The organism is Novosphingobium sp., from assembly GCF_027486195.1.
In the GTDB taxonomy this organism is placed as follows: Bacteria; Pseudomonadota; Alphaproteobacteria; order Sphingomonadales; family Sphingomonadaceae; genus Novosphingobium.
The window spans coordinates 1-22,142 of the sequence record NZ_JAIXPP010000104.1; the positions used below are offsets into that span (position 1 = coordinate 1).

General features: G+C 65.5%; 16 protein-coding genes. 2 read left to right on the top strand and 14 right to left on the bottom strand.

Annotated elements, in window-relative coordinates:
- The 11 genes from Q0071_RS18150 to Q0071_RS18200 form a co-directional block, all read right to left on the bottom strand.
- Positions 1 to 523 (bottom strand): enoyl-CoA hydratase-related protein (locus Q0071_RS18150; RefSeq protein WP_298172900.1); only part of this gene is annotated, 523 nt, incomplete at its 3' end.
- Positions 524 to 631: 108 nt separating this feature from the next.
- Positions 632 to 1,597 carry a glucokinase gene (locus tag Q0071_RS18155; RefSeq protein ID WP_298172903.1) on the bottom strand — a complete coding sequence of 322 codons (966 nt, stop codon included), beginning with the start codon at positions 1,595 to 1,597 and terminating at the stop codon, positions 632 to 634.
- Positions 1,598 to 1,653: 56 nt separating this feature from the next.
- The gene (edd, locus tag Q0071_RS18160; RefSeq protein WP_298172905.1) at positions 1,654 to 3,474 is read right to left on the bottom strand and encodes a phosphogluconate dehydratase; all 1,821 of its coding nucleotides are present in this window, start codon (positions 3,472 to 3,474) and stop codon (positions 1,654 to 1,656) included.
- A complete protein-coding gene (locus Q0071_RS18165; RefSeq protein WP_298172908.1) occupies positions 3,474 to 4,085 on the bottom strand; it encodes a 6-phosphogluconolactonase in 612 nt (203 codons plus the stop codon). The genes edd and Q0071_RS18165 overlap by 1 nt, the downstream gene beginning before the upstream one ends.
- The gene (gene zwf / locus Q0071_RS18170) at positions 4,078 to 5,526 is read right to left on the bottom strand and encodes a glucose-6-phosphate dehydrogenase (RefSeq protein WP_298172911.1); all 1,449 of its coding nucleotides are present in this window, start codon (positions 5,524 to 5,526) and stop codon (positions 4,078 to 4,080) included. Before zwf ends, Q0071_RS18165 begins: the two co-directional genes overlap by 8 nt.
- A 111-nt stretch (positions 5,527 to 5,637) precedes the next feature.
- Positions 5,638 to 6,546 (bottom strand): alpha/beta hydrolase-fold protein, encoded by a 909-nt coding sequence (locus tag Q0071_RS18175; RefSeq protein WP_298172915.1) that lies wholly within the window; start codon positions 6,544 to 6,546, stop codon positions 5,638 to 5,640.
- Positions 6,543 to 8,609 carry a glycoside hydrolase family 97 protein gene (locus Q0071_RS18180; RefSeq protein ID WP_298172918.1) on the bottom strand — a complete coding sequence of 689 codons (2,067 nt, stop codon included), beginning with the start codon at positions 8,607 to 8,609 and terminating at the stop codon, positions 6,543 to 6,545. The genes Q0071_RS18175 and Q0071_RS18180 overlap by 4 nt, the downstream gene beginning before the upstream one ends.
- 8 nt (positions 8,610 to 8,617) lie before the next feature.
- Complete coding sequence (locus tag Q0071_RS18185) at positions 8,618 to 10,246, bottom strand: alpha-amylase family glycosyl hydrolase (protein ID WP_298172921.1); 1,629 nt, start codon at positions 10,244 to 10,246, stop codon at positions 8,618 to 8,620.
- Positions 10,243 to 12,090 carry an alpha-amylase family glycosyl hydrolase gene (locus tag Q0071_RS18190; RefSeq protein WP_298172923.1) on the bottom strand — a complete coding sequence of 616 codons (1,848 nt, stop codon included), beginning with the start codon at positions 12,088 to 12,090 and terminating at the stop codon, positions 10,243 to 10,245. Before Q0071_RS18190 ends, Q0071_RS18185 begins: the two co-directional genes overlap by 4 nt.
- Positions 12,087 to 13,637 carry a tryptophan halogenase family protein gene (locus Q0071_RS18195; RefSeq protein WP_298172926.1) on the bottom strand — a complete coding sequence of 517 codons (1,551 nt, stop codon included), beginning with the start codon at positions 13,635 to 13,637 and terminating at the stop codon, positions 12,087 to 12,089. Before Q0071_RS18195 ends, Q0071_RS18190 begins: the two co-directional genes overlap by 4 nt.
- A 213-nt stretch (positions 13,638 to 13,850) precedes the next feature.
- Positions 13,851 to 16,658, bottom strand: a complete 2,808-nt coding sequence (locus Q0071_RS18200; RefSeq protein WP_298172929.1) for a TonB-dependent receptor — start codon at positions 16,656 to 16,658, stop codon at positions 13,851 to 13,853.
- A gap of 310 nt (positions 16,659 to 16,968) precedes the next feature.
- Between Q0071_RS18200 and Q0071_RS18205 the strand changes: the two genes are divergently transcribed.
- Both Q0071_RS18205 and Q0071_RS18210 read left to right on the top strand, forming a co-directional pair.
- Positions 16,969 to 18,003, top strand: a complete 1,035-nt coding sequence (locus Q0071_RS18205; RefSeq protein WP_298172931.1) for a LacI family DNA-binding transcriptional regulator — start codon at positions 16,969 to 16,971, stop codon at positions 18,001 to 18,003.
- 122 nt (positions 18,004 to 18,125) lie between these two features.
- Positions 18,126 to 19,616, top strand: a complete 1,491-nt coding sequence (locus Q0071_RS18210) for an MFS transporter (protein ID WP_298172933.1) — start codon at positions 18,126 to 18,128, stop codon at positions 19,614 to 19,616.
- An 8-nt stretch (positions 19,617 to 19,624) separates the two neighbouring features.
- Here the strand turns inward: Q0071_RS18210 and Q0071_RS18215 are convergent, their stop codons facing one another.
- From Q0071_RS18215 to Q0071_RS18225, 3 genes are read right to left on the bottom strand one after another with little or no spacing between them, the layout of a single operon-like run.
- Entirely contained in the window at positions 19,625 to 20,461 is an 837-nt protein-coding gene (locus Q0071_RS18215; protein ID WP_298172936.1) for an SDR family NAD(P)-dependent oxidoreductase, read from the bottom strand.
- An 11-nt stretch (positions 20,462 to 20,472) separates the two neighbouring features.
- Positions 20,473 to 21,108, bottom strand: a complete 636-nt coding sequence (locus Q0071_RS18220) for a hypothetical protein (protein ID WP_298172939.1) — start codon at positions 21,106 to 21,108, stop codon at positions 20,473 to 20,475.
- A 24-nt stretch (positions 21,109 to 21,132) separates the two neighbouring features.
- Positions 21,133 to 22,140, bottom strand: coding sequence for an alcohol dehydrogenase catalytic domain-containing protein (locus Q0071_RS18225; protein WP_298172942.1), 1,008 nt, complete (start codon positions 22,138 to 22,140; stop codon positions 21,133 to 21,135).
- Between the last annotated feature and the right edge of the window lie 2 nt (positions 22,141 to 22,142).

Consider the following 22,142-nt stretch of genomic DNA (forward strand, 5'->3'; position numbering starts at 1 on the left):
CCTCGGCCTTCTCGGCGCCGACGCGTTCGCCCAGCATCATCATCTGCAGCGCGCGCACCTTCGCGGTCAGGCACCGCAGGACCGACCTGGCGCCGCCATCGGGCACGAGGCCGATGTTGACGAAGGCCTGCAGGAAGTAGGCGCTCTTTGCCGCGAGCACGAAATCGCCCATGAGCGCGATCGAGCAGCCGACACCGGCGGCGGGGCCATTGACCGCAGTGACCAGCGGCACGCCAAGGCGCGAGAGCTTGGCGATCATCGGGTTGTAGTGCTCGGTCAGCGCCTTGTAGCTGCCCGCGCCGCCTGCCACGCTGCGCTTGCCGGTGGCGGCAAGATCCGCGCCCGAGCAGAAGGCGCGGCCTTCGCCGGTGATCACGACCGCGCGCGCACCTTCGAGGTCATAGAGCGCATCGCCGATCTCGACCGCCATGTTGGGCGGGCAGGCGTTGAGCCGCTCCGGACGGTTGAGCACGATGCGGCGGACATTGCCGACCATTTCGACGCGGATCGTTTCGTAGGACATCGCTCTTTCCCTTAATCGCTCGGTTAAGGGCATGGCTAAGCCAGCCATGCCAGCTTGGCAAGCGGGTTCAGCCGGTCCTCATAAAAGCGCCAAGGTTCAGGCCAGGTATCAGGAATGCGCCTGCGCGAAGGCCGCTGCCGCCCCGAACAGGCCCGGCTGCGGGTGGGTGATGAGCTTGACCGGCATCGCGGCCATCATGCTTTCAAACCGGCCCTTCGAGGTGAAGCGTTCGGCAAAGCCCGAGCGCACCAGCGTATCCTTGATGCGCAGGCCAAGGCCGCCCGCCATGACCAGCGCGCCCGCCCCGTGCGCCAGCGCCAGATCGCCCGCAACGCTGCCGAGCGAGAGACAGAAGCGGTCAACGGCTGCAGCGGCGAGGCTGTCTTCCCCGCTGGTGCCGAGCGCCCAGAGTTCCTTGTCGGTGAGCGAAGTGATCGCGCGGCCTTCAATGCTGGCCAGCGTCTCGTAGATATCGACGATGCCGGGGCCGGCCACGACGCGCTCTGCCGAGACGCGGCGATGCCGCCCGCGCAGGCGCGCAAGGATGGCGTCCTCTATCTTGTCGAGCGGGGCGTAATCGATGTGGCCGCCTTCGGTCGGCTGGACATGATAGGAGCCGCGCTGGCGCCAGAGCTGCGCGACGCCAAGGCCAGTGCCGGGGCCGACGATGCTGATCGTGCCTTCCTCGGGCAGCGGCACTTCGGGGCCGCAGAGGTGGAGGAAGTGCGCATCGTCTGCCTGCGCAACGGCATGAGCGACCGCCGCGAAGTCGTTGACGACAACATAGTCCGGTGCCCCCAGCTTCTCGGGGATCAGCGCGGGGCGGATGATCCACGGGTTGTTGGTGAAGCGGATGATCTCACCGCCGACAGGACCCGCAACGGCAATGGCGACTGCCGGGGGCAGCGTGCCGCCGGAGAGGCGCGCAAACTCTTCCCAGGCGAGCTGGAAGCTGGGGTGGTCGGCTGTCTTGAGCGTGACCGCCTCGCCCAGCGCGACGACGCGCCCGGCCTCGACTTCGGCCAGCGCAAAGCGGGCGTGCGTTCCGCCGATATCGACCGCGACCAGTTGCATGTCCCTCGTCCCCCTCTTCGCGTCCGGCTTGTCCTGCCGGTCCGGCTATCCTGCGCTCAAAGCCCGCCCAGCGCCAGCATGGCCGAACCGCCGCGTTCGGCGGGATCGGCAAAGTGGCGCATCATGGCGAACAGCTCGCGGCCCACGCCGATTGCCTCTTCCGGTGCCTCGGCAGGCTGGCGGGCAGCCCATTCGGCTTCATCCACCAGCGCCACGAGTTCGCCGCTCTCGGCACAGACGCGCACCAGATCGCCGTCCTTGAGCAGCGCGAGCGCGCCGCCCTTCATGGCCTCGGGCGAGACGTGAATCGCGGCGGGAACCTTGCCTGAGGCGCCCGACATGCGGCCGTCGGTGACGAGCGCGACGCGGAAGCCGCGGTCCTGCAATACGCCGAGCGAAGGGGTCAGCTTGTGAAGTTCGGGCATGCCGTTCGCGGCCGGGCCCTGGAAGCGCACAACCACGACGACATCGCGCTCGAGTTCGCCGGCCTTGAAGGCTTTCAGCACATCGTTCTGATCGGAAAACACGCGGGCTGGCGCCTCGATAGTCCAGCGGCTGCGGTCAACCGCACTGACCTTGATCGTACCGCGCCCGAGGTTGCCGTGAACGAGCCGCAGACCGCCCTCAGGCTGGAACGGCTCGGCGACCGGGCGCAGCATCGCGGGGTTGAGGCTTTCGCGCGGCGCAGGCTCCCAGCGCAGCGCATCGCCATCGAGCACCGGCTGCTGCGCGCCTTCAAGCAGCGATGCGCCGTAAACCGTGCGGATATCGTTGTGGGCCAGACCCGCCTCGACCAGTTCACGGATGACATAGGGCATGCCGCCCGCTTCGGCGAACCCGTTCACATCGCCCGAGCCATTGGGATAGATGCTGGCGATAAGCGGGACGGCGCGGGAAAGCTCGTCCATGTCGTCCCAGTCGATCTGCACACCTGCGGCGCGCGCGATGGCGGGGAGATGGATCACGTGGTTGGTCGAGCCGCCGGTTGCGAGCAGGCCGACGATGGCGTTGACGATGGCCTTTTCATCGACGCAATGGCCGAGCGGACGGTAGTCGTCGCCATCCCAGGTGATTTCGGACACGCGGTGCACGGCGGCGCGGGTCAATTCCTGGCGCAGCTTGGTGCCGGGATTGACGAAGCTGGCGCCGGGCATGTGGAGCCCCATCATTTCCATCATCATCTGATTGGAATTGGCGGTGCCATAGAATGTGCAGGTACCGGCGCTGTGATAGCTCGCGCTTTCGCTTTCAAGCAGCTCGTCGCGGGTCGCCTTGCCTTCGGCGTAGAGCTGGCGGATTCGCTGCTTTTCCTTGTTGGCGAGGCCCGTCTGCATCTGGCCCGCAGGCACAAGGATCGTTGGCAAGTGGCCGAAGCGCAGGGTGCCGATGAGAAGGCCGGGCACGATCTTGTCGCAGATGCCGAGCAGCAGCGCCGCCTCGTACATGCCGTGGCTGAGGCCGACCGCGGTGCCCATCGCGATATTGTCGCGGCTGAAGAGGGACAGCTCCATCGAAGCCTGGCCCTGCGTCACCCCGTCGCACATCGCGGGCACGCCGCCCGCGACTTGCGCGGTGGCGCCGACTTCGCGGGCGAATACCTTGATCTGCTCCGGGTAGCGGCCATACGGCTGATGCGCCGAAAGCATGTCGTTGTAGGCGGTGATCACGCCGATATTGGTGCTCTTCCCGGTGCGCAGCGCGATCTTGTCGTCACCCGCCGCGGCAAAGCCATGCGCGAGATTGCCGCACGACAGCACATCGCGGTTGACCCCGGCATCGCGGGCGCGGGCGATGAGATCGAGGTAAGCCGCGCGCGTCGCGGCGCTGCGGGCGATGATCCGGTCGGTGACCTTCGCGACAATGGGATTGAGGGGCATCATTCGCTCCAGTAGATCGTGACAGGCGGTCCGTAGCCGCGCAGGAAATCGGAGACAGGATAAGCGTCGGACCCGGCGAGGACCTTCTCGAGCAGCGCCCTTTTTGACGCGCCGGTCACGACGAGGATGATCTCTGTGGCCGCCTTGAGCGCGCGCTTGTTGAGCGTCAACCGGTCGAACGGCGCTTCGGGCGGCAGCGGGATCGGAGTGGTGGCAATCACCGTGGGGCCCGGGCGGACCAGCGCGTGCATGTGCGGAAAAAGCGAGGCGACATGGCCGTCTTCGCCCATGCCGAGCCATACGAGATCGAAGGGGGCCACCGCCGCGCCTTCCTCCAGACGCTCGAACACCGCGCCGGTTCCGGCAAGTGCGGCGTTGAGCTTTCCGAAATTGCTGGCGGGGTGATCATCGGGCACGCAGCGATCATCCGTCAGCGCAATGGTTGCGCCGGTCCAGTCGAGCTTCTGCTGCGCCAGCAGCGCGAAGACCTTGAGCGGGGTCGATCCGCCGGTGAAGGCGAGCCGCTTCGGGCCGGGCTTTGCCAGCACGCGGGCGATATGCGCGGCGACCGCGGCAGCATCGCCCGGATTGGCCCATGTGACCTCAGTCATGCCAGCTGCGCCCGTCGCGCTCGGTGAGAGCAATGCCGGCGTTGGGGCCCCAGCTGCCTGCGGGATAGGGCTTCACTTCGAGCTTGGTATCGGCCCAGACGCGGCGGATCGCATCGACCCAGGTCCACTGCGCCTCGACCTCGTCACGCCGCACGAACAGCGTCTGCTCGCCTTCGATCAGATCGAGCAGCAGGCGTTCATAGGCAATGCGGCGGCGGGCCTTGGCAAAGGCGGTGGTGAGCGAGAGATCGAGATTGACCTCGCGCAGCACGATCCCGCCGCGATCAAGCCCCGGCTCCTTGGCCATGACCTGCAGCCGCACGTATTCCTCAGGCTGGAGGCGGATGACAAGGCGGTTGGCCGCGAGCTTGCCGCCGCGCTGCGAGAAGATGTTGTGCGGCACGCCCTTGAACTGGACGACAATCTCGCTCCGCCGTTCGGCAAGGCGCTTGCCGTGGCGCAGATAGAAAGGCACGCCCTGCCAGCGCCAGTTGTCGACATGCGCCTTGATCGCGACATAGGTCTCGGTGTCCGAAGCGCCGCCGAGATCGTCGAGATAGCCAGTCACCGCGCTGCCGCCGACCGCGCCTGCGCCATACTGGCCGCGCACCATCTCCTCGGCCTTGACCGGGCGAAGCGCGCGCAGGACCTTGACCTTCTCGTCGCGGATCGAAGTTGCGTCGAAATCGACCGGCGGCTCCATCGCGGTGAGCGCGACAAGCTGGAGCATATGGTTCTGCACCATGTCGCGCAGCGCGCCGGTATCATCGTAGAAGCCCTTGCGTCCCTCGAGGCCTACGGTTTCGCTTACCGTGATCTGCACGTGATCGATCCCGGCGCTGTTCCACAGCGGCTCGAACATCATGTTGGCAAACCGCAGGGCGAGGAGGTTCTGGACCGTTTCCTTGCCGAGATAGTGATCGATGCGGAAGATCTGGCGCTCGCTAAAACCGGCAGCGACCGCGTCGTTGATCCGGCGGCTGGAGGCCAGATCGTTGCCGAGCGGCTTTTCGAGGCCGATGCGCACGCCTTCATGGGCGAGGCCGGCGAGGCGCAGGCCCTCGATGGTCGGTTCGAACAGCGCGGGCGCGGTCGAGAGGAAGATCGAGAGGCCGCACGAGGTATCGCCGAGCTTTTCGGCAAGGCCTGCAAAGCCTTCGGGCTTCGAGGCATCGAGTGTCTGGTATTCGAGCCGCTCGAGGAAGCTTGCCAGCTGCGTATCGTCGCGGCGGTCGGCTGGCAGAAACTCCAGCAACGCCGCGCGCGCCATCTCGCGGAACTCGGCGTCGTCATGGACCGAGCGCGCGGTGCCGACGATCCGCAAGGTGGGATCGATCAGGCCATCTTCGTGCAGCGCATAGAGCGAAGGCAGCAGCATGCGCCGCGACAGATCACCGGTCGCGCCAAACAGGAGCAGGGCGGAACAGCTGGTGGCGGCCATGGGCGGCAAACTCCTCATCCGGGCTGCTTCACGAGAGCGCCCGAAGGCTCCCTAGACCCGAATGCCTTGGGCTTCAGCACGCATAAGTATGCAAGTTGGAATGGACAAGCGTCAGCGCCGAAAGAGCCAGGCGAAGATCTCCGGCAGGCGCGCGGCCCAAGCGTTTTCCTCGTGCTCGGCGCCCGGGTAGATGCGGCTCTCGAAATCGGTGCCGCGCTGCCAGCCCAGCCTGACGAACTCGGCGTCGATGGGTTCCTGATAGGGCGCGTAGAAGGCATCGAGCGTGGCGGTGCCGTGGTCCATCCAGATGCGCCGACCGGCAGGCGCGCCAAGTGTGCGGTCGAAGAAGCCGGTCCACACGGCAAGCGTATCGGGATTGAAGCCCTTCACCGTGTCGGGGCCGATGGCGGGCCAGTGCGAACTGACGCAGGCGGCCTGCCCGTAGACATCGGGGCGCGCGGCGATGGCGTAGCAGCTCATCAAGCCGCCCATGCTGGAGCCGGCAATGGCGGTATCTTCGCGGCCCGGGCGCGTGCGGAAAGAGGCATCGACCCAGCTCTTGAGCGGCCCTGCCAGCCACGCAAGATAGACGTCCGAGATCACCGGGCCGCCCGCCATCTCGTCCATCCTGGCCTTGAGCGCGGGCGGCGCCGCATCATAGGCCGGGCGCGGGAGATACTGGCGGAAGCGATCCTTGCCCGGTGCCCAGATGGCGACGATTACGCGGGGTTCGATCCCCTGCGCCATGACCTTGAGCATGGCCTTGTCGGCGGCCCAGATCTTGTTGAAATTGCTGGCCTTCAGATCAAACAGATTGTGCCCGTCGTGCATGTAGAGCACCGGGTAGCGCTTGCCGGAGGTGTCGTAGCCCGGCGGCAACCAGATGGTGAGGCGCTGGGGCGGGAGGCCCGCCGCCTGCACTTCGGCATATTCGATGCGCCGCCCGATTTCCGCCTGCGCTGCCGCTAGCCCCGGCAGAAGCAACGCGGCGAGCAGGAGGAGGAAGCGCCGCACGGTCACTTGCCCGGATGGAGCCGGATTGCCGCACCGCCGCCGGGGGCGAGCCAGAGCGGAAGCTTGTCGCCCCTCTTCACCGTCATCGTCGCATAGGCGATCCTGTGGCGGGCGTCGGTTGCGTAAGTCGCCCCTTCCCCGTCCTTCCAGATCGTCGCCGTGTAGGTCTTGCCCGCGTCGAGGAAGTCCATCGCGAGCGTGACGTCGCGCGCGGTGGCATCGTTGACGCCGCCGACATACCAGTCCTCGCTATTGCGGTCCTTGCGCGCGAAGATAGCATAGTCGCCCACTTCACCGGCGATGAGGTGGCTTTCGGACCAGTCGGCGGGGACAGCGCGGATGAACTCCAGCTCCTTGGGATGCGCGGCAAGGCTCTCGATGAAGTCCGAGGCCATCTGGATCGGCGAATAGATCGCCAGATAGAGGCCGAGCTGCTTGGCGAGCGTGGAGGCGAGCGGAACGTGGTTCGCGCCTTCAAGGCTCAGCATGCCGGGGGTGAAGTCCATCGGGCCTGAAAGCATGCGGGTATAGACCAGCGTCGGCTCATGGTCCGGCCCGTTGGCGAACTCGCCCCAGGCATTGTATTCCATGCCGCGCGCGCCTTCGCGGTCGATCCAGTTAGGATAGGTGCGCCTTAGGCCGGTATCCTTGACTGGCTCATGCGCGTCGATGGCGACCTGATACTTTGCTGCGGTCTCGACGACCTTCAAATGGTGCTGCACGGTGCGCTGGCCTTCGTGCCATTCCATGCGCGTCTCGCCGGGCTTGTCGCCGGGGGCAATGATCCCGCCCGCATCGGCGACATAGCCGGTCTTGACCGAATGCATGCCGAGCGACTGGTAGAGCTTCATCGCCGGTTCGAGCTGGGCTTCGTAGTTGGCGATATTGCCGCCGGTCTCGTTGTGGCCGATCAGCTGGACCTTGTTCCTTGCAGCATAGGCGGCCACCGCCTTGAGATCGAAATCGGGCACGGCTTCGGTGAAGCTGAAGTCCTGCCCGTGGCCAAACCAGTCGCCGTTCCAGCCCTTGTCCCAACCTTCGACGAGGAGACCGCCGAAACCGTTCTTGGCGGCGAAGTCGATATACTGCTTGGCACGCGCGGTGGTGGCGCCGTGGCGCGGTCCCTCTGCCCAGGTCCAGTCACCGCGGATCATGCCCCACCAGATGCCGATGTACTTCATCGGCTTGAACCAGCTGACATCACCGATCTTGTTGGGCTCGTTGAGATTGAGCTCGAGATCGTTCTCGACAAGGCCCGCCGCGCTGTCGGCAATGCGGATCGTGCGCCAGGGGGTGTTGAACGGCAGATCGCGGATCACTGCCGCCCCGCGCGAGGATGGCGCAAGCGTCGTGCGGAACAGCTGGCGTTCGGCGCGCTTGAAATACATCGCCGAGTAATCGACCAGCGCGGCCTCGTGAAACGCGAGGTGGGTGCCATCGTCAAGCCGCATGGTGATCGGCGTCTGCGCAGTGGCGACGGCATCGATCGGCGTGCGCTGATAGATCTGTTCCTCGCGGTTCCACTCAAGGCCAGCGACCCAGAACGCAGTGCCCGGCTGCGCGATGTCGAACTCGGTCCATTCGTCGCCGATCTTCATCGTCTTTAGGCCGGGCTGCTCGGGCAGTTCGTAGCGGAAACCGAAGCCGCTATCGAACAGGCGGAAGCGCACGTTCATCTTGCGGCCGGCGTAGTCCGCGTTCTGTTCGAAACGTACGAGCACTTCGTTGTGATGATCACGCACGAAACGGCGTTCACCCCACGGCTGTTCCCATGTGCTGTCAGCGCTCGCGGTTTCAGAACCGGTGATGCGGAAGCCGCGCACCAGATTGAGCCCGTCGGTCAGCGTGAAGCCAAGCTTCGACGCGCCGATCAGCAATTTGCCCTTTCGCGTGAGCGAATAAACCGGGCGATCCGAGCCATCGGTGGTGACGGTGAGCACGAGCGTGCCATCGGGCGAGGCGGCGGTTACCTGTGCCTTTGGCGGGGCGGCCTGCGCCAGTGCGGCGGAAGGAAGCAGCGCAGCGGCGGCGAGCGCCGAAAGAGTGGCCTTGACGGTAAACCGGAGCATGGTCTGGGTCATTCCTCGATCAAAAGCGCGCCAAAGGGCGGCAGTGTTCCGGGTACGGCACCGTTGACGGCGCTCAGCACGCGACCAGCAGGAGAGGCTGCAGCGGGCCAGGGCGCAGCCAGATGCCCCATGTTGAACACGCCCGTCACGCGCGAGCCTTCGGCGCTGCGGCGAATTGCGAGCACATTGCCACCTGCATGAAGCACGGTGAAATCACCGGCGCGCATGGCCATGTTTTCCTTGCGCAGCGCCAGCAGTGCGCGCGTCAGGTTGAGTAGTGAAGCGGGATCGGCGTCCTGCCGGTCCACCGCGCGCGCATGATTCTCGGCACCCAGCGGCAGCCACGGCGTGCCTGTGGTAAAGCCTCCCTGTTCGCCCTGCGCCTGCCACGGCAGCGGAGTGCGCGCGCCATCGCGCGAAAGCGTCAGCGGCCAGTTGGCGATCGCTTCCGGGTCCTGCACCTGCTCGAAGGGGATCTCGACTTGCGTGAGGCCCAGCTCCTCGCCCTGATAAATGATGATGTTGCCGCGCAGCGAGGCGAGCAGCATGGCCTTCATCCGCGCGAAGGCCTCCACATCCTGCGGTGCGCACCAGCGCGACAAGGCACGCGGCGCATCGTGGTTCTCGAAGGCCCAGCTCGGCCAGCCCGTGCCCGGCGCATCGGGCCATTTGGCCTGCGTATCTGCCACAAGCTGCGGTGTCAGGCGGTCGGCGTAGAGGAAATCGAAGCCGTAGGCGCTGTTGAGCCGTTCGTCACCGGCGGTGAATTCCTTCATCTCGGTTTCGGCCAGATCGCCGCCGACTTCAGCCAGCGTGAACACGGCGCCATAGCGGTTGCACAGCGCCCGCAGTCGCTCGATGAAGCCGACAATGCCGGGGTGCGACTGGTTGTAGATCTTGAGTTGGTAATCGAACGGGCGGGTGCGGCGGCGACCGTCGTAGGGCGCGGGCGGATTGTTGCGCAGGCCCGGGTCGTGCATCAGGAAATTGAGCGCATCGATGCGGAAGCCGTCGACGCCCCGGTCCAGCCAGAACTTCATGACCCCCAGCAGCGCATCCTGCACGGCGGGATTGTGCGCGTTGACCTGGGGCTGGCTGCTCAGGAAATTGTGCATGTAGTACTGGCAGCGGCGGGCGTCCCACGTCCATGCGGGGCCTCCGAACACCGACTGCCAGTTGGATGGTGGCGAGCCGTCTTCTTGCGGATCGGCCCAGACGTACCAATCGGCGCGCGGATTGTCGCGGCTCTGGCGGCTCTCCTCGAACCACGGATGCTGATCGGAGGTATGGGCATAGACCTGATCGATGGTGACCTTGAGGCCAAGTTCGTGCGCGCGCGCGACCATCTTGTCGAAATCGGCGAGCGTGCCGAAGATCGGATCGACGTCGCAGTAATCCGCGACGTCGTAGCCGAAATCGCGCATCGGCGAAGTGAAGAAGGGCGAGACCCAGATCGCATCGACACCGAGCGCGGCGACATGATCGAGCCGCTGGGTGATCCCCGGCAGATCGCCGATCCCGTCCCCGTTCGCATCGCAGAAGCTGCGCGGATAGATCTGGTAGATGGCAGCGCCCCGCCACCACGGCAGATCGGCCGGTGCGGGGTTTGGCTGAGCAAGGCGTTTTGCTTGAGTCATCGGGTAGTCTGTGTCCCTGGGGAGGAAGGGAGAAGGCGGCACACCGCGCTGCCGAACGCGGGAAGATCGAGCGTGACGCTGCCCGGCGCAGCAACGCGCGCCGGGCAGGCGCCGAACAGCGTTTCAATCGCTTCAGCCGAAGTACCGACGACGCTGGCGGCATGGATCGGAGCGTCCGAGGTGTTGAAGGCGATGAGATACTCCTCGCCCGTATCGGGATCGAAGCGCGAGACGCTGAACAGGCCCGGCTTCTCCTCATATCCGCGCACCACCTGCCGTCCGCGCGCCAGCGCCGGATGCGCGGCGCGCAGGGCGGCGAGATCGCGGATCAGGCGGTAGAACGGGTGCGCGGGATCGAAGTGGTCCGCGCTGGCCGGGCGGGTTGTGTCAAGCACGGGATTGTCGAGGTAGCTCGCCGTTCTGCTCGGGAACATATCCTCGCGCGAATCCGTGTCGTTGCCATCACCGATAAAGCCCTGTTCGTCGCCATAGTAGATCACCGGCGAACCGCGCAGCGTGAGCAGCATGACATGGGCGAGGCGGACGCGTGCTTCGAGTTCAGCCTGGCTGATCCCGGGCCGGTCATGGCGGACGAGCGAGGAAAAGCGGCCCATGTCGTGATTGCCAAGGAACGTCGGCATGGCGAGCGCCGCCTGCTCGCCCCCTTCGTAGAGCACGTCGCCATCGAACAGTTCGGCCAGCACGCTGGTGCCCTTGCCCTGCCCCAGCACCGCGCGGACCGAGCCTTCGAAGGCGAAATCGAGCACAGCCGGGTAGCCGTCGCGCCGGGTATACTGCGCGATATAGCCGTTGCTCGGCTCCTCCCGCGCGACTTCGCCGAAGATCGTGAAGTTGGGAATGCCTTTGGCTTTGGCAGTCTCAAGCATGGCCGGGATGAACGCCTGCCAGAATCCGGGGTCGACATGGCGCGCGGTGTCGATGCGGTAGCCGTCTATGCCGAAGTCTTCTATCCATTGCCGGTAGATAGCGATCATGCCCTCGCGAACGCGGGGATGTTCGGTGAACAGATCATCCAGACCGACGAAATCACCGAAACGGGCACTTTCACCGGTGAAGGTGGTGTCGCCCCGGTTGTGGTAGAACGCCGGATCGTTGAGCCATTCAGGCACTTTGACGTGCGCTTCACCGGCGGGAACGAAGGGCGTGTAGGCGAAGGCGGGATCGGTGAGTTTTGCAAAGTTGGCGGGCGAGGAATCCTGATCGCCCGCGAAACCTGCATTGATCGCCGGCCCGTTCACGCCGGCCTTGCGCGAATAGGGGTAGTCCGCGCGGGACCGATAGGGGAAGCCGCCGGCGGCATCCGGCTCGCGGAACTGGATCACATCAGCCGTATGGTTGGCGATAATGTCCATGTAGACCTTGAGCCCGCGCGCATGGGCGGCATCGACCAGCGCCTTGAAATCGGCGTTGGTGCCGAAATGCGGATCGACGCGGGTAAAGTCGGTGATCCAGTAGCCGTGATAACCGGCACTCTCCAGCCCCGGCACGCCCTGCACCGGCTTGTTCTTGAACACCGGACCGACCCAGACCGCGGTCGCGCCGAGGCCTTTTATGTAGTCGAGCCGCTGGATCAGGCCCTTGAGATCACCGCCATGGTAAAAGCTCTTCGAAGCAGGATCGAAGCCGGTCTTGAGCCGGTCGCCCTTGAGGCCGCCGCGATCGTTGGCGGGATCGCCGTTTTCGAACCGGTCGGGCAGGAGGAAGTAGATCACCTCGCCCGCCGCCGGGCGCGCACGCACGGCATCGAGTGGCACATCGGCGCGGGCAGGCGCGCTGGCTACAGCGAGCACGGCCAACGCGGCAAGGCTTGCCCAGCGCTTCACGCGGCGGCCCCGAGATTGAGCGGCGGCGCGGCGCAATGGCGGGCGATGAAATCGGCATGGCCGGGATAGCGCTCCACCTCGCGGACGTAGAGCCCGTTCAACGTTTCGAGGTAGGATTTGAGATCGGCCTCGTCGATTGTCTCGGCCAGCGCGTGGCTGCGCTGCGGGACGATCCCCTGCCCCGCCATGACCTGGAACCAGCCCACTTCCCCGAACAGTTCGTCACCGTGGCGGAAGATATGGCCGTTGGCGCGGAACAGCTCGATGCGGTCGCTCAGCGTGTCAGGCAGCGCCATCTCGCGCATCGCCTGCCAGAACGGTTCGGGCCGCTGGTTCACGTGGTAGTGCAGCACGATGAAATCACGGATGCGCTCCATCTCGAAGGTAAACTGGCGGTTGTATTCATTGCGCGCGGCCTGGGTCTGGTCCTTGCCGGGCAGGAACTTGAGGATGCGCGAGATCGCGGTCTGGATCAGGTGGATGCTGGTCGATTCCAGCGGTTCAAGGAAGCCGCTGGCAAGCCCGACCGCGATCACATTGCCGCGCCACGCCTCGCTGCGGCGCCCGGTGGTGAAGCGGATGGGCCTGGGATCCGCAAGCGCAGGGCCATCGAGGTGGGCAAGCAGGCTGTCAGCCGCCTCGTCGTCCGAGGTGAAGGCGCTGCAATAGACGCGGCCATTGCCGGTGCGGTGCTGGAGCGGAATGCGCCACTGCCACCCTGCGGTGTGCGCGGTGGCGCGGGTATAAGGAGTGAAGTCCGGGGCACGGCCGCTCGGCACGGCCAGCGCGCGGTCGCAGGGCAGCCAGTGGCTCCAGTCGACATAACCGCTGCCCATGGTGCCACCGATCAGTAGGCCGCGAAAGCCGGTGCAATCAATGAAGAGGTCGCCGGAAATTTCCTCGCCAGAGGCAAGGACAAGCGTTGTGATATCGCCGCTCAGCGGATCCTGCCGGACTTCGGAAATCCGGCCTTCGCGCCGGGTGACGCCCCGGCCTTCCGCGAACTGGCGCAGGAAGGCGGCATAGAGCCCCGCGTCGAAGTGAAACGCGTGCGGCATTTCGGGGATGTTGCGACTGGTCAGCGGAGCGCCGCGATGCATGCGGCCCGCGCGTGCGGCGACATCGTTGATTGCATAAGCGCCATGCGGCCCGGCAATGCCAAGGCGGCGGCCCCGCGACCAATAGTGGTGGAAGGCGCAGAGCCCCACATCGCGGCCGACATCGCCGAATGCATGCATGTAGCGTTCGCCCGGCGCGCCCCAGCCCACGAATTCGATCGCGAGCTTGAAAGTGGCCTGCGTGGCACGGATGAAAGCGTCTTCGTCGATCCCGAGCGCCTGATTGAACATGCGGATCTGGGGGATCGTCGCCTCGCCCACGCCGACGGTGCCGATCTCTTCGGATTCGACGAGCGTGACGGTGAAGCCGGCATCAAGGAAATGGCCGAGGGCAGCAGCTGTCATCCAGCCCGCCGTGCCGCCACCGGCCACGACGATACGAACGGGGTCGGTGTTGGGTCCGCTACCGCTGGTCTCAGTGCTGCGCATCGCAGTCTCCCTGTGGCCCGACTGACGGGGCGGTCCGGATGGTGAAATCGGGCGCCGGGCGGCCATCGACAGACATGGCAGGCGCGGCGGTTCTGTCGCGGCTGCCCGGTGACCGGGCAGCCTGGCGACAGCTCTTCATCGTTTCAGGCATGGGCGGAAGGTACCGGGCGGATGGACTTGCAGCAAGCCATCCGCCCGAACCCCGCATAGCTATTAGAACTTGTAGCTGAGCCCGATGTAGAAGTCCCGGCCGTAGCGCTGGTAGTCGATCACCTGGCGCGGATCGTTGTTCTGGTAGGTGATGAACGGACGATCGGTGAGGTTGCGCGCCTGGAACAGGATCGAGAGGCCTTCGAGCGCCGTACCGGGCTGGAAGTCATACCCGATCTGGGCGTCGAGGATGCCTTCCGCCTTCGCCGTGCGGTAGGTCGGGTTGGCCGAAAGACCAGCGACCTCGGCGAGGAACTTCGAGCGGTAGCGATACGAAGCGCGGACCTGGAGGCCGTGCTTTTCGTAGTAGACCGAGGCGTTGCCCACCCAGTCCGACAGGCCCGGCAGGGTGATCGGGTTGGTCGGATCGCTGTTCAGGCGGATCGTGCTGTCGGTGTACGAGCCGCTGCCATAGAAGCCGAAGCCGTCAAGCGAAGGCGTGAGCAGCGAGAACGGCAGCGAGAGCGTGAACTCTGCGCCCTTGAGCGAGCCGCCGCCATCGTTGAGCGGCTGCGAGACAACGCCAACCGTGGTTGCGAGCTGGTTGCGGATAGCTGCCGGCAGCGAGGCCGCGACGGTCGCGAAGTCGAACGGCAGGTTGCGCTGAGGATTCACGAAGTCGGTCAGCTTCTTGTAGTAACCGGCCAGCGACACGTAGCCGCCCTTCGGGAAGTAGTGTTCGACCGAGACGTCCACGTTAGCCGCACGGTAGGGACGCAGCTGCGCGTTACCGCCGTTCGACTGGAAGAACGGCCGGGTCGGATCGTTCGAGCCAAGGTTCTGGAAGTTGAAGCTCAGCTCCTGGTTCACCCGCTCCTGATCGAGACGCGGACGAACCATGCTGAGCGAGCCGGCCAGCTTGACGTAGGTGGCATCGGCAACTTCAAGCGAGAAGTTCGCGCTCGGCAGGACGCGCCAGAACTTGTCGCCGCCCGTGGCAGGAACGACGAGCACGGTTCCGGTGGCCGAGTCGAAGTTCGAGATCGAACCGGTCGAGCTCTGGTCGGTGTAGACCGCCTGCACGCCGATCGAGCCGGTGAGCTTCTTGCCGCCGACGTCGCCGTCAAGCTTCACCATGGCGTAACCGGTCCACACCTTCTCGGTCACGCTGTTGTCGCGCACCAGCGAGACCGGACGGTTGTCGTAGACCGAGGCCAGCGAGTTGTTGAGGAGGTAGACAGGATTGAGCGCGAGCATCTGCGGCACGCCGAGGTAGGCGAGCGGCACGGTGCCGACGACGGCCTGATCCGGAATGGCGGCAAACTTCGGAGTCCCGCTGTCCACCGAGCAGTCGCTGCCGGCGCCCTTGGGGCACAGGAAGAACGAGGTGAACGCCGAGGTCTTCTTGCGGCGGCTGAAGTTCGCGCCGATCTGCCAGCCCGCGAGCGGGCCCGCACCTTCGAGCGAACCGTCGAGGTCGGCCCGCAGCGAAAGCAGATCGTCCTTGAACTTCGGACGGTTGAGGAAGCCCGCCTGCACGACGGCCTTGGTGCCGTTGTAGCCCCAACCGCGCGGGTCGGTCAGGCCGAACAGCGACTTGTCGGCATAGTTGAGGGTCGGGACGATATCGAACGTGCCGTTGGGATTGGCCGAAATCTTGAGCGTGTCCGAAGCACCCGTCGCGCCGTAGCCGGTGCCGGTGTAGGTCTCGAGCAGATCGTCGGTGCGCTTGGCAGTGCTGTAGGACGCGTCGACGGTCAGGTGCATCGTGTCGCTGAGACCGATGACGTTGTTCCAGCCAATCGAGAAGTTGTCTGCCTCACGCTTGTTGCGGTCGTTGCGCTGCACGGCGTGAACGCCGGAAACAGTGGCCTGCGTGACGAGGCCGTTGTCGACCGTGTAGCCGGGCTGCACCGTGGCGCCCGAACCCCATGCCGGCGCGATCGGGAATTCGATGCCGCGCAGGATCTGGGTTTCCTTGAAGTGCGAATAGAGCACGTCGAGGGTCGAGTGGAAGTTGTCGCTCGGCTGGTATTCCAGCGTGGCGACAGCGCCGTAGCGCTGCAGCTTGTTCGACTGGACGTAGGGCTTGGCGCCGCCGAGGAACAGGTTGCCGCCGGCTGCGCCTTCGTTCGGGAAGCCCCAGGCGTTGTAGCGCTCGTTCTGCGAGGGCGCGTCGGTGGCCGAGACGCCGATGGCGATGCCGAAGGTGTCGTTTGCGAACTTGTCGACGTAGGCGGCCGAAGCGCGGTAGCCATAGCGGCTACCATCGGGGTTGAGCTTCTTCTGGCCGTTCATCTGGCCGCGCAGCTGCACCGAGACGATGCGGTCCTTCTGCGCAAGAGGGCGCAGCATGCGCAGGTCGACCGTGCCGGCGATGCCGGCGGCGACCAGCGACGGGGTCGGGGCCTTGTAGACGACGACGTTCTTGAAGAATTCGGCCGGGTACTGGTCGTACTCGACGCCGCGGTTGTCACCGACAGTGACCTGCTCGCGGCCGTTCAGCAGGGTGGTGCCGAAATCGGGGCCGAGGCCGCGGATCGAAAGGCGCTGGTCGCGGCCTTCAAGACGCTGCGAGGTGACGCCGGGCAGACGAGCGAGCGAATCCGCGATCGACACGTCGGGCAGCTTGCCGATGTCTTCGGCCGAGAGCGCTTCCACGATGGTCGGCGCGCCGCGCTTGATCGAGGCCGAGGCATTAAGCGAGGCGCGGTAGCCGGTGACGACAATGGCGCCATCATCGGCGGCGGGTGCTTCGGCAGCGGCCTGCGGCGCGGCATCCTGCGCGAAGGCGGGTGCAGCAAGAGCGGCAGCGGTCAGCGCAATCGCCGAACTGCCCAGACGGATAGCAAAAAGGGTGTGCTTAGCCATGGAAATCAGATCTCCCCCATGCGGCCAGATCGTGGCCTCGACGTTGTCGGAACGCGGTTTTTCCGGGTTCAGTACGAGGCGCTGGGTAGGCCCGGCATGGCAAGGAACGAATATGGCATACGTATACCATCGGAATTCCGGGCGTTTGGAGCACTGCGGTGAGGCCGATTTGTCACGCATGGCGCCTGCACAATGCGTTGAACGCCATGAGTCCTCCGGGGCAATTGCTTCCATGCATTTCCATGCGTAGACTGCAGCCATGCCGACCATGCGGGGGAAAACCGCGGCGGTGCGGAGGAGGTTGCACGCGATGGGCCGCAGGCCTTCCAACAAGCCGACCAGTTTCGACATCGCCTATCTGGCGGGGGTCTCGCAGCCGACGGTGAGCCGGGCGCTGCGGGGCAGCAAGTCGGTCAGCCTCGCCACGCGCCAGAAGATCGAGGCGATCGCGCGCCAGCTTGGCTACACGGTCGACAAGAACGCCTCCTCGCTCCGCTCGCAGCGCTCCAACACGTTGGCGCTGCTGTTTTTCGAGGATCCGACGCCGGACGAATCCGGCATCAATCCGTTCTTTCTCGCCATGTTGGGGTCGATCACGCGGCATTGCGCGGCGCGCGGGCTCGATCTGCTGATCTCGTTCCAGCGGCTCGATGATGATTGGCACAAACGCTATCAGGACAGCCACCGGGCCGATGGGCTGATCCTGCTCGGCTATGGCGACTACACGCTTTACGAAAGCCGCCTACGCCAGCTCGTGCGTAGCGGCGCGCATTTCGTGCGCTGGGGCGCCGTAGAGCCAGATGCGCTAGGCGCGACGGTCGGCTCGGACAATTTCGGCGCCGGGCGCCTCGCGGGCGAGCATCTGCTGGCGCGCGGACGGCGCAAGATCGCGTTTCTGGGGCAGGCAGACAGCCACTATCCCGAGTTCAAGAACCGCTATGAAGGCCTTGTCCGCGCGGTGGAAACCGCGGGCCTGACGCATGATCCCGACCTCGTTGCCCCGGCCGTTTCCTCCGAGGAACTGGGCTATCAGGCGGCGCGCAAGCTCTTGAGGAACGGCAAGCCCTTCGACGCGATCTTCGCCGCAAGTGACCTCATTGCTATCGGCGCGATGCGCGCGCTGGCCGAGGCGGGGCTCAGCGTCCCCGGCGATGTTGCGGTGGTGGGCTTCGACGATATCCCGGCAGCCAGCCTCACTTCCCCGCCTTTGACGACGGTGATGCAGGACATGCGCCACGCCGGCGTCGCGTTGGTCGAGACGGTCATGGCGCAAGTCGAGGACAAGCCCCCGCCCTCGCCCTTCCTGCCCACCCGGCTCGTGGTGCGCGGCAGCACCGGCGGGTAGTCCAGAGCGGAATAATCATGCAGGCATATGGATGACATTCGTATGCATTGCTGCCGAGGGCGCTGCGCTGGCCTAGGGATCAGGCAGAGATAACAAAGCAGATGCACCCGCTATGCGGGCGCATGGGGGAGCCGAACGGCGTGACAACTCGTCAGAAACCGCAGCAGTCCTTCTGGGGACTGTGGAATGTGAGCTTCGGCTTTTTCGGCATCCAGCTCGCGTTCGGGTTGCAGAACGCCAATGTCAGCCGCATTTTCCAGTCGCTCGGCAGCAGTGTCGACGATCTTGCGTTCCTGTGGATCGCCGGGCCGGTGACAGGCCTGATCGTGCAGCCGCTGATCGGGCATTACTCGGACCGCACCTGGGGGCGTTTCGGACGGCGGCGGCCCTACTTCGTAGCAGGCGCGGTGCTTGCGGCGCTGGCGCTGCTGGGCTTGCCGCAAGCAGGCGTTCTGCTGGTGGCCGCCGGGTTCCTCTGGCTGCTCGACGCATCGCTCAATATCGCAATGGAACCCTTCCGCGCCTTTGTGGGCGACATGACGCCGGACGACCAGCGCGCACAGGGTTTTGCACTGCAAACCTGGTTTATCGGCGCGGGCGCGGTGATCGGCAGCCTGCTGCCGGCCGTTTTCGCGCATCTCGGGATATCCAATACCGCGCCAGAGGGCGTGGTGCCGGATTCGGTACGGCTGAGCTTCACGATCGGCGCGGCGGCGATGGTGCTGGCGGTGGCGTGGACGGCCTTGCGGGTGCGCGAATACAGCCCCGAGGAAATGGCTGCGTTCAACAGCGACCACGCCAATGCCGCGCAGCATGGGCAGCCGCTTGTCTATTCGCCGCGCGGGCCGATGTGGCTGCTGATCGGTGCCGGTCTTCTGGCGATCGTGAATGAAATGGGGCTCGACAAACAGCTCTATGTGCTAGGCGGCGGCCTCGCCCTCTTCGGCCTTGCGCAGATCGTGCTGCGCGCCACCAGAGCCAGAGGTGCACTGGCAGAAATCATGAGTGACCTTGCGCAGATGCCCGCGCAGATGCGCCAGCTGGCGGTAGCCCAGTTCTTTACCTGGACCGCGCTGTTCATCCTGTTCATCTACACGACCCCGGTCGTCACCCGGAACGCCTTCGGTGCGACTGACACGATAGGCGCGGCCTATAACGCGGGCGCAGACTGGGTGGGCGTGATGTTCGCATTCTACAACGGCGTCGCCGCGCTCGCCGCGTTCCTGCTGCCGGTTCTCGCGAAGCGGATCGGGAATGCGCGAACCCATGCACTGTGCCTGCTTGGCGGCGGAGTGGGCTTTCTTCTGCTGCTCGTGCTGCGCGACGCATGGCTGCTGCTGCTGCCGATGGTGTTCGTCGGCATTGCCTGGGCCTCGATCCTGGCGATGCCCTACGTGATCCTCACGCGCGTGCTGCCGCCGCACAAGTTCGGCATCTATATTGGCGTGTTCAACATCTTCATCGTCGTGCCGCAGCTGATGGTCGCGACGATCATGGGCGGAGTGATCCGCAGCTTCTTCCCCACCGACCCCAAGTGGACCATGCTGGTGGGAGCAGTGGTGATGGCGGCCGCCGCGCTTGCGATGCTGCGCGTGCGCGAGGATCAAGCCTAATCCTGGGCCTAATACTGGAACGCCGCCTCAGGCACGGCGTCCATCAACGCATCGTTCCGTTCGCGCATCTTGTCGCGGAATTCGCCATGGGTGACGATATAGAGCCGATTGGCGAGAATGCCGTCGGCGACGATCTCGCCCACGGTGGCGGGGTCCATCCAGTCATTGCCGGGCGGGCGTTCCAGCAGGCTGGCCTCGCTTTGCCTAAAGCCGCTGCCCTCGCGTAGGTGCGCCGGGCGGTTGAGCGCAGCCTCATGGATATTCGAGCGTACGAAGGCGGGGCACAGCACCGACATGCCGATGCCCTTGTCGGCAAGTTCCTCGCGCATGTTTTCCGTTAGATTGAGCACCGCCGCCTTGCCCGCAGCATAGATCGCGAAGTTCGACGGCATGCGGACCGCAGCGGCGAGTGAGGACACGTTCACCACATGCCCGCCCCGCCCGTGCGCGATCATGCGCGGCAGGAAGCTCTGCAGGCCATTGACCACACCGCCGAGATTGACGCCGAGGCCGTAGTCCCAATCGGCATAGCCCGCTTCGAGCAAAGGCCCTTCGACGCCGACACCGGCATTGTTTACGAGAATGTCGATGCCGCCGAGTTCGATATCCATGCGTTCGGCGACGGCGGCAAACGCGGCGCGGTCGGTGACGTCAAGCGTCAGCGCAGCAACGCTGCTGGCGAAGCCGGCTTCCCGGATATCCACCAGCGCGCGGTCGATGTGATCGGGCCGCAGATCGGCGATGACAACGAAGGCGCCGCGCTCAGCCAGTGCCTTGACGATCCCGAACCCGATGCCGCTGGCACCGCCGGTGACAAAGGCCCGCTTGTCATGGAAGCTGCGCATGGGGCCTCCCTTCAGCCCTCATAGACCCAGTAGCGCGGGCCGAAGCGTGCTTCGAGCTCGGCGAGCTTGGCCTTGTGGATCGCCTGGATTGCAGCGGGGGTGGTCGCTTCCTCGGCGGGAACTTCCTCGAGGCGGATGCTGGTCGGGTCCTCGTAGAGGTGCTCTCCGGCAAGGCGGGCCTTGTTGTCATAGGGCCAGATGAACGCCTGACGGCTGGAGACATGGTAGAGCGCATCAGCCTTGGGCGCATCGTAGCCCATCGCCTGCAAGTCTGCGCCGCGCGCAAGCTGGTGGAAGGTGATCTCGTCGCAGATGCCCCAGTCGTTCACCGCGAGGCGGTCGTCGGAATGCCACAGTACCGCCTGACCGACGCTGTTGTAGAAGCCCTTCACGCCTTCCTTGCCCTCGATCACTGCGGGGTTCGCACCCCAGCTGACGCGGTAGACCGGATGATCGCCCATCATGTCGCTGGCGGTGATATCGTCATAGAAACCCGCCCCTTCCAGATGCACGTGGCGCCAGAAGTTGAGCAGGATGGCCTTGTGCCGCGGGTTCGAAGTTGCGCCAAAAAGCGCCTCGGTTGGGCTCATGCATTCGAATACAGCGCGCTCAATGGCGTTCGTCGGCAGGGTCGTCGCGATGTTCATCGGCCTCTCCTTTTGTGTTCTGGTTCAGGTTCCCGGAGCGATCAGCACTTTGCACTGCTGCGTGCGGCGGCGCAGCGCTTCGAACACGGTGGGGGTGCTGGCGAGCGGGATGGTTTCGGTGACGAGGAGACGCGGTTCGGCAGCGCCCCGGTCCAGCGCATCGAGCGCGGCGCGGTATTCATGGGCGGTGAAGAAGGCCGAGGTGACGAGGCGCACTTCCTTCGAAAGCATGGCGAAGCTGTTGAAGGTATCGGGCACGGTGCAGAGCCCCAGCAACACGATGGTGCCGCGCGCGCGGACTTGCTCGACGGCTTGCGCGATGAGGCCGGGAACGCCGACGCATTCGAATACTACGTCCGCCTTGCCGCCCAGCGCACGCTCCGCTGCGCCGATCGGATCGGTGCGATCCGCGACGAAATCGTGCGCGCCCATGGCCAGCGCGCGGTCCTGCTGCCAGGTGGCGACATCCTGCACCACGACGCGCCCGGCCCCCATGCGCCGTGCCCAGAAGGCGGCGGCAAGGCCGATGGGACCCGCGCCGAGGACCAGCACCTTGTCGCCGATATGCATGCCCGCCATGGCAACCCCGTGGAGCGCGACGGCGAGCGGTTCGATGATTGCGCCATCGGCCAGACTGGCGGATTTCGGCAGCTTCACGCACTGGTTGGGCTTGGTGAGGGCATATTCAGCATAGCCCCCGCCCTGCAGGCCGAAACCTTCGCACCATGAGACATTGCCCGCGAGGCAGGCGGGACAACGGCCACAGCTCTTGAGCGGGCTGACCGCCACGAGATCGCCCTTGGCAAGGCCTTCTACGCGTTTGCCGAGTTCGACGATTTCGCCCGCGAATTCATGCCCGAGGATCGAGCCTGCGCCCTGCCCGTAGGCCGGGTCCTCGGTCATGTGCAGATCGGAGCCGCAGATGCCGCAGCGGCCGACCTTCACCACGACCTCGCCTTCGCCGGGCTCCGGATCGGGCACGGTCTCGACGCTCAGCGGCTTTTGCAGGCCCTGCATGACGGCGGCGCGCATGG

What these genes read in the sequence shown, in the direction of transcription:
- Q0071_RS18155 (WP_298172903.1), bottom strand. Translation starts at nt 1,597, where the DNA reads ATGCAACTGGTCGCGGTCGATATCGGCGGAACGCACGCCCGCTTTGCG.
- edd (WP_298172905.1), bottom strand. Translation starts at nt 3,474, where the DNA reads ATGCCCCTCAATCCCATTGTCGCGAAGGTCACCGACCGGATCATCGCC.
- Q0071_RS18165 (WP_298172908.1), bottom strand. Translation starts at nt 4,085, where the DNA reads ATGACTGAGGTCACATGGGCCAATCCGGGCGATGCTGCCGCGGTCGCC.
- zwf (WP_298172911.1), bottom strand. Translation starts at nt 5,526, where the DNA reads ATGGCCGCCACCAGCTGTTCCGCCCTGCTCCTGTTTGGCGCGACCGGT.
- Q0071_RS18180 (WP_298172918.1), bottom strand. Translation starts at nt 8,609, where the DNA reads ATGCTCCGGTTTACCGTCAAGGCCACTCTTTCGGCGCTCGCCGCCGCT.
- Q0071_RS18185 (WP_298172921.1), bottom strand. Translation starts at nt 10,246, where the DNA reads ATGACTCAAGCAAAACGCCTTGCTCAGCCAAACCCCGCACCGGCCGAT.
- Q0071_RS18195 (WP_298172926.1), bottom strand. Translation starts at nt 13,637, where the DNA reads ATGCGCAGCACTGAGACCAGCGGTAGCGGACCCAACACCGACCCCGTT.
- Q0071_RS18200 (WP_298172929.1), bottom strand. Translation starts at nt 16,658, where the DNA reads ATGGCTAAGCACACCCTTTTTGCTATCCGTCTGGGCAGTTCGGCGATT.
- Q0071_RS18205 (WP_298172931.1), top strand. Translation starts at nt 16,969, where the DNA reads ATGGGCCGCAGGCCTTCCAACAAGCCGACCAGTTTCGACATCGCCTAT.
- Q0071_RS18210 (WP_298172933.1), top strand. Translation starts at nt 18,126, where the DNA reads ATGGGGGAGCCGAACGGCGTGACAACTCGTCAGAAACCGCAGCAGTCC.
- Q0071_RS18215 (WP_298172936.1), bottom strand. Translation starts at nt 20,461, where the DNA reads ATGCGCAGCTTCCATGACAAGCGGGCCTTTGTCACCGGCGGTGCCAGC.
- Q0071_RS18220 (WP_298172939.1), bottom strand. Translation starts at nt 21,108, where the DNA reads ATGAACATCGCGACGACCCTGCCGACGAACGCCATTGAGCGCGCTGTA.
- Q0071_RS18225 (WP_298172942.1), bottom strand. Translation starts at nt 22,140, where the DNA reads ATGCGCGCCGCCGTCATGCAGGGCCTGCAAAAGCCGCTGAGCGTCGAG.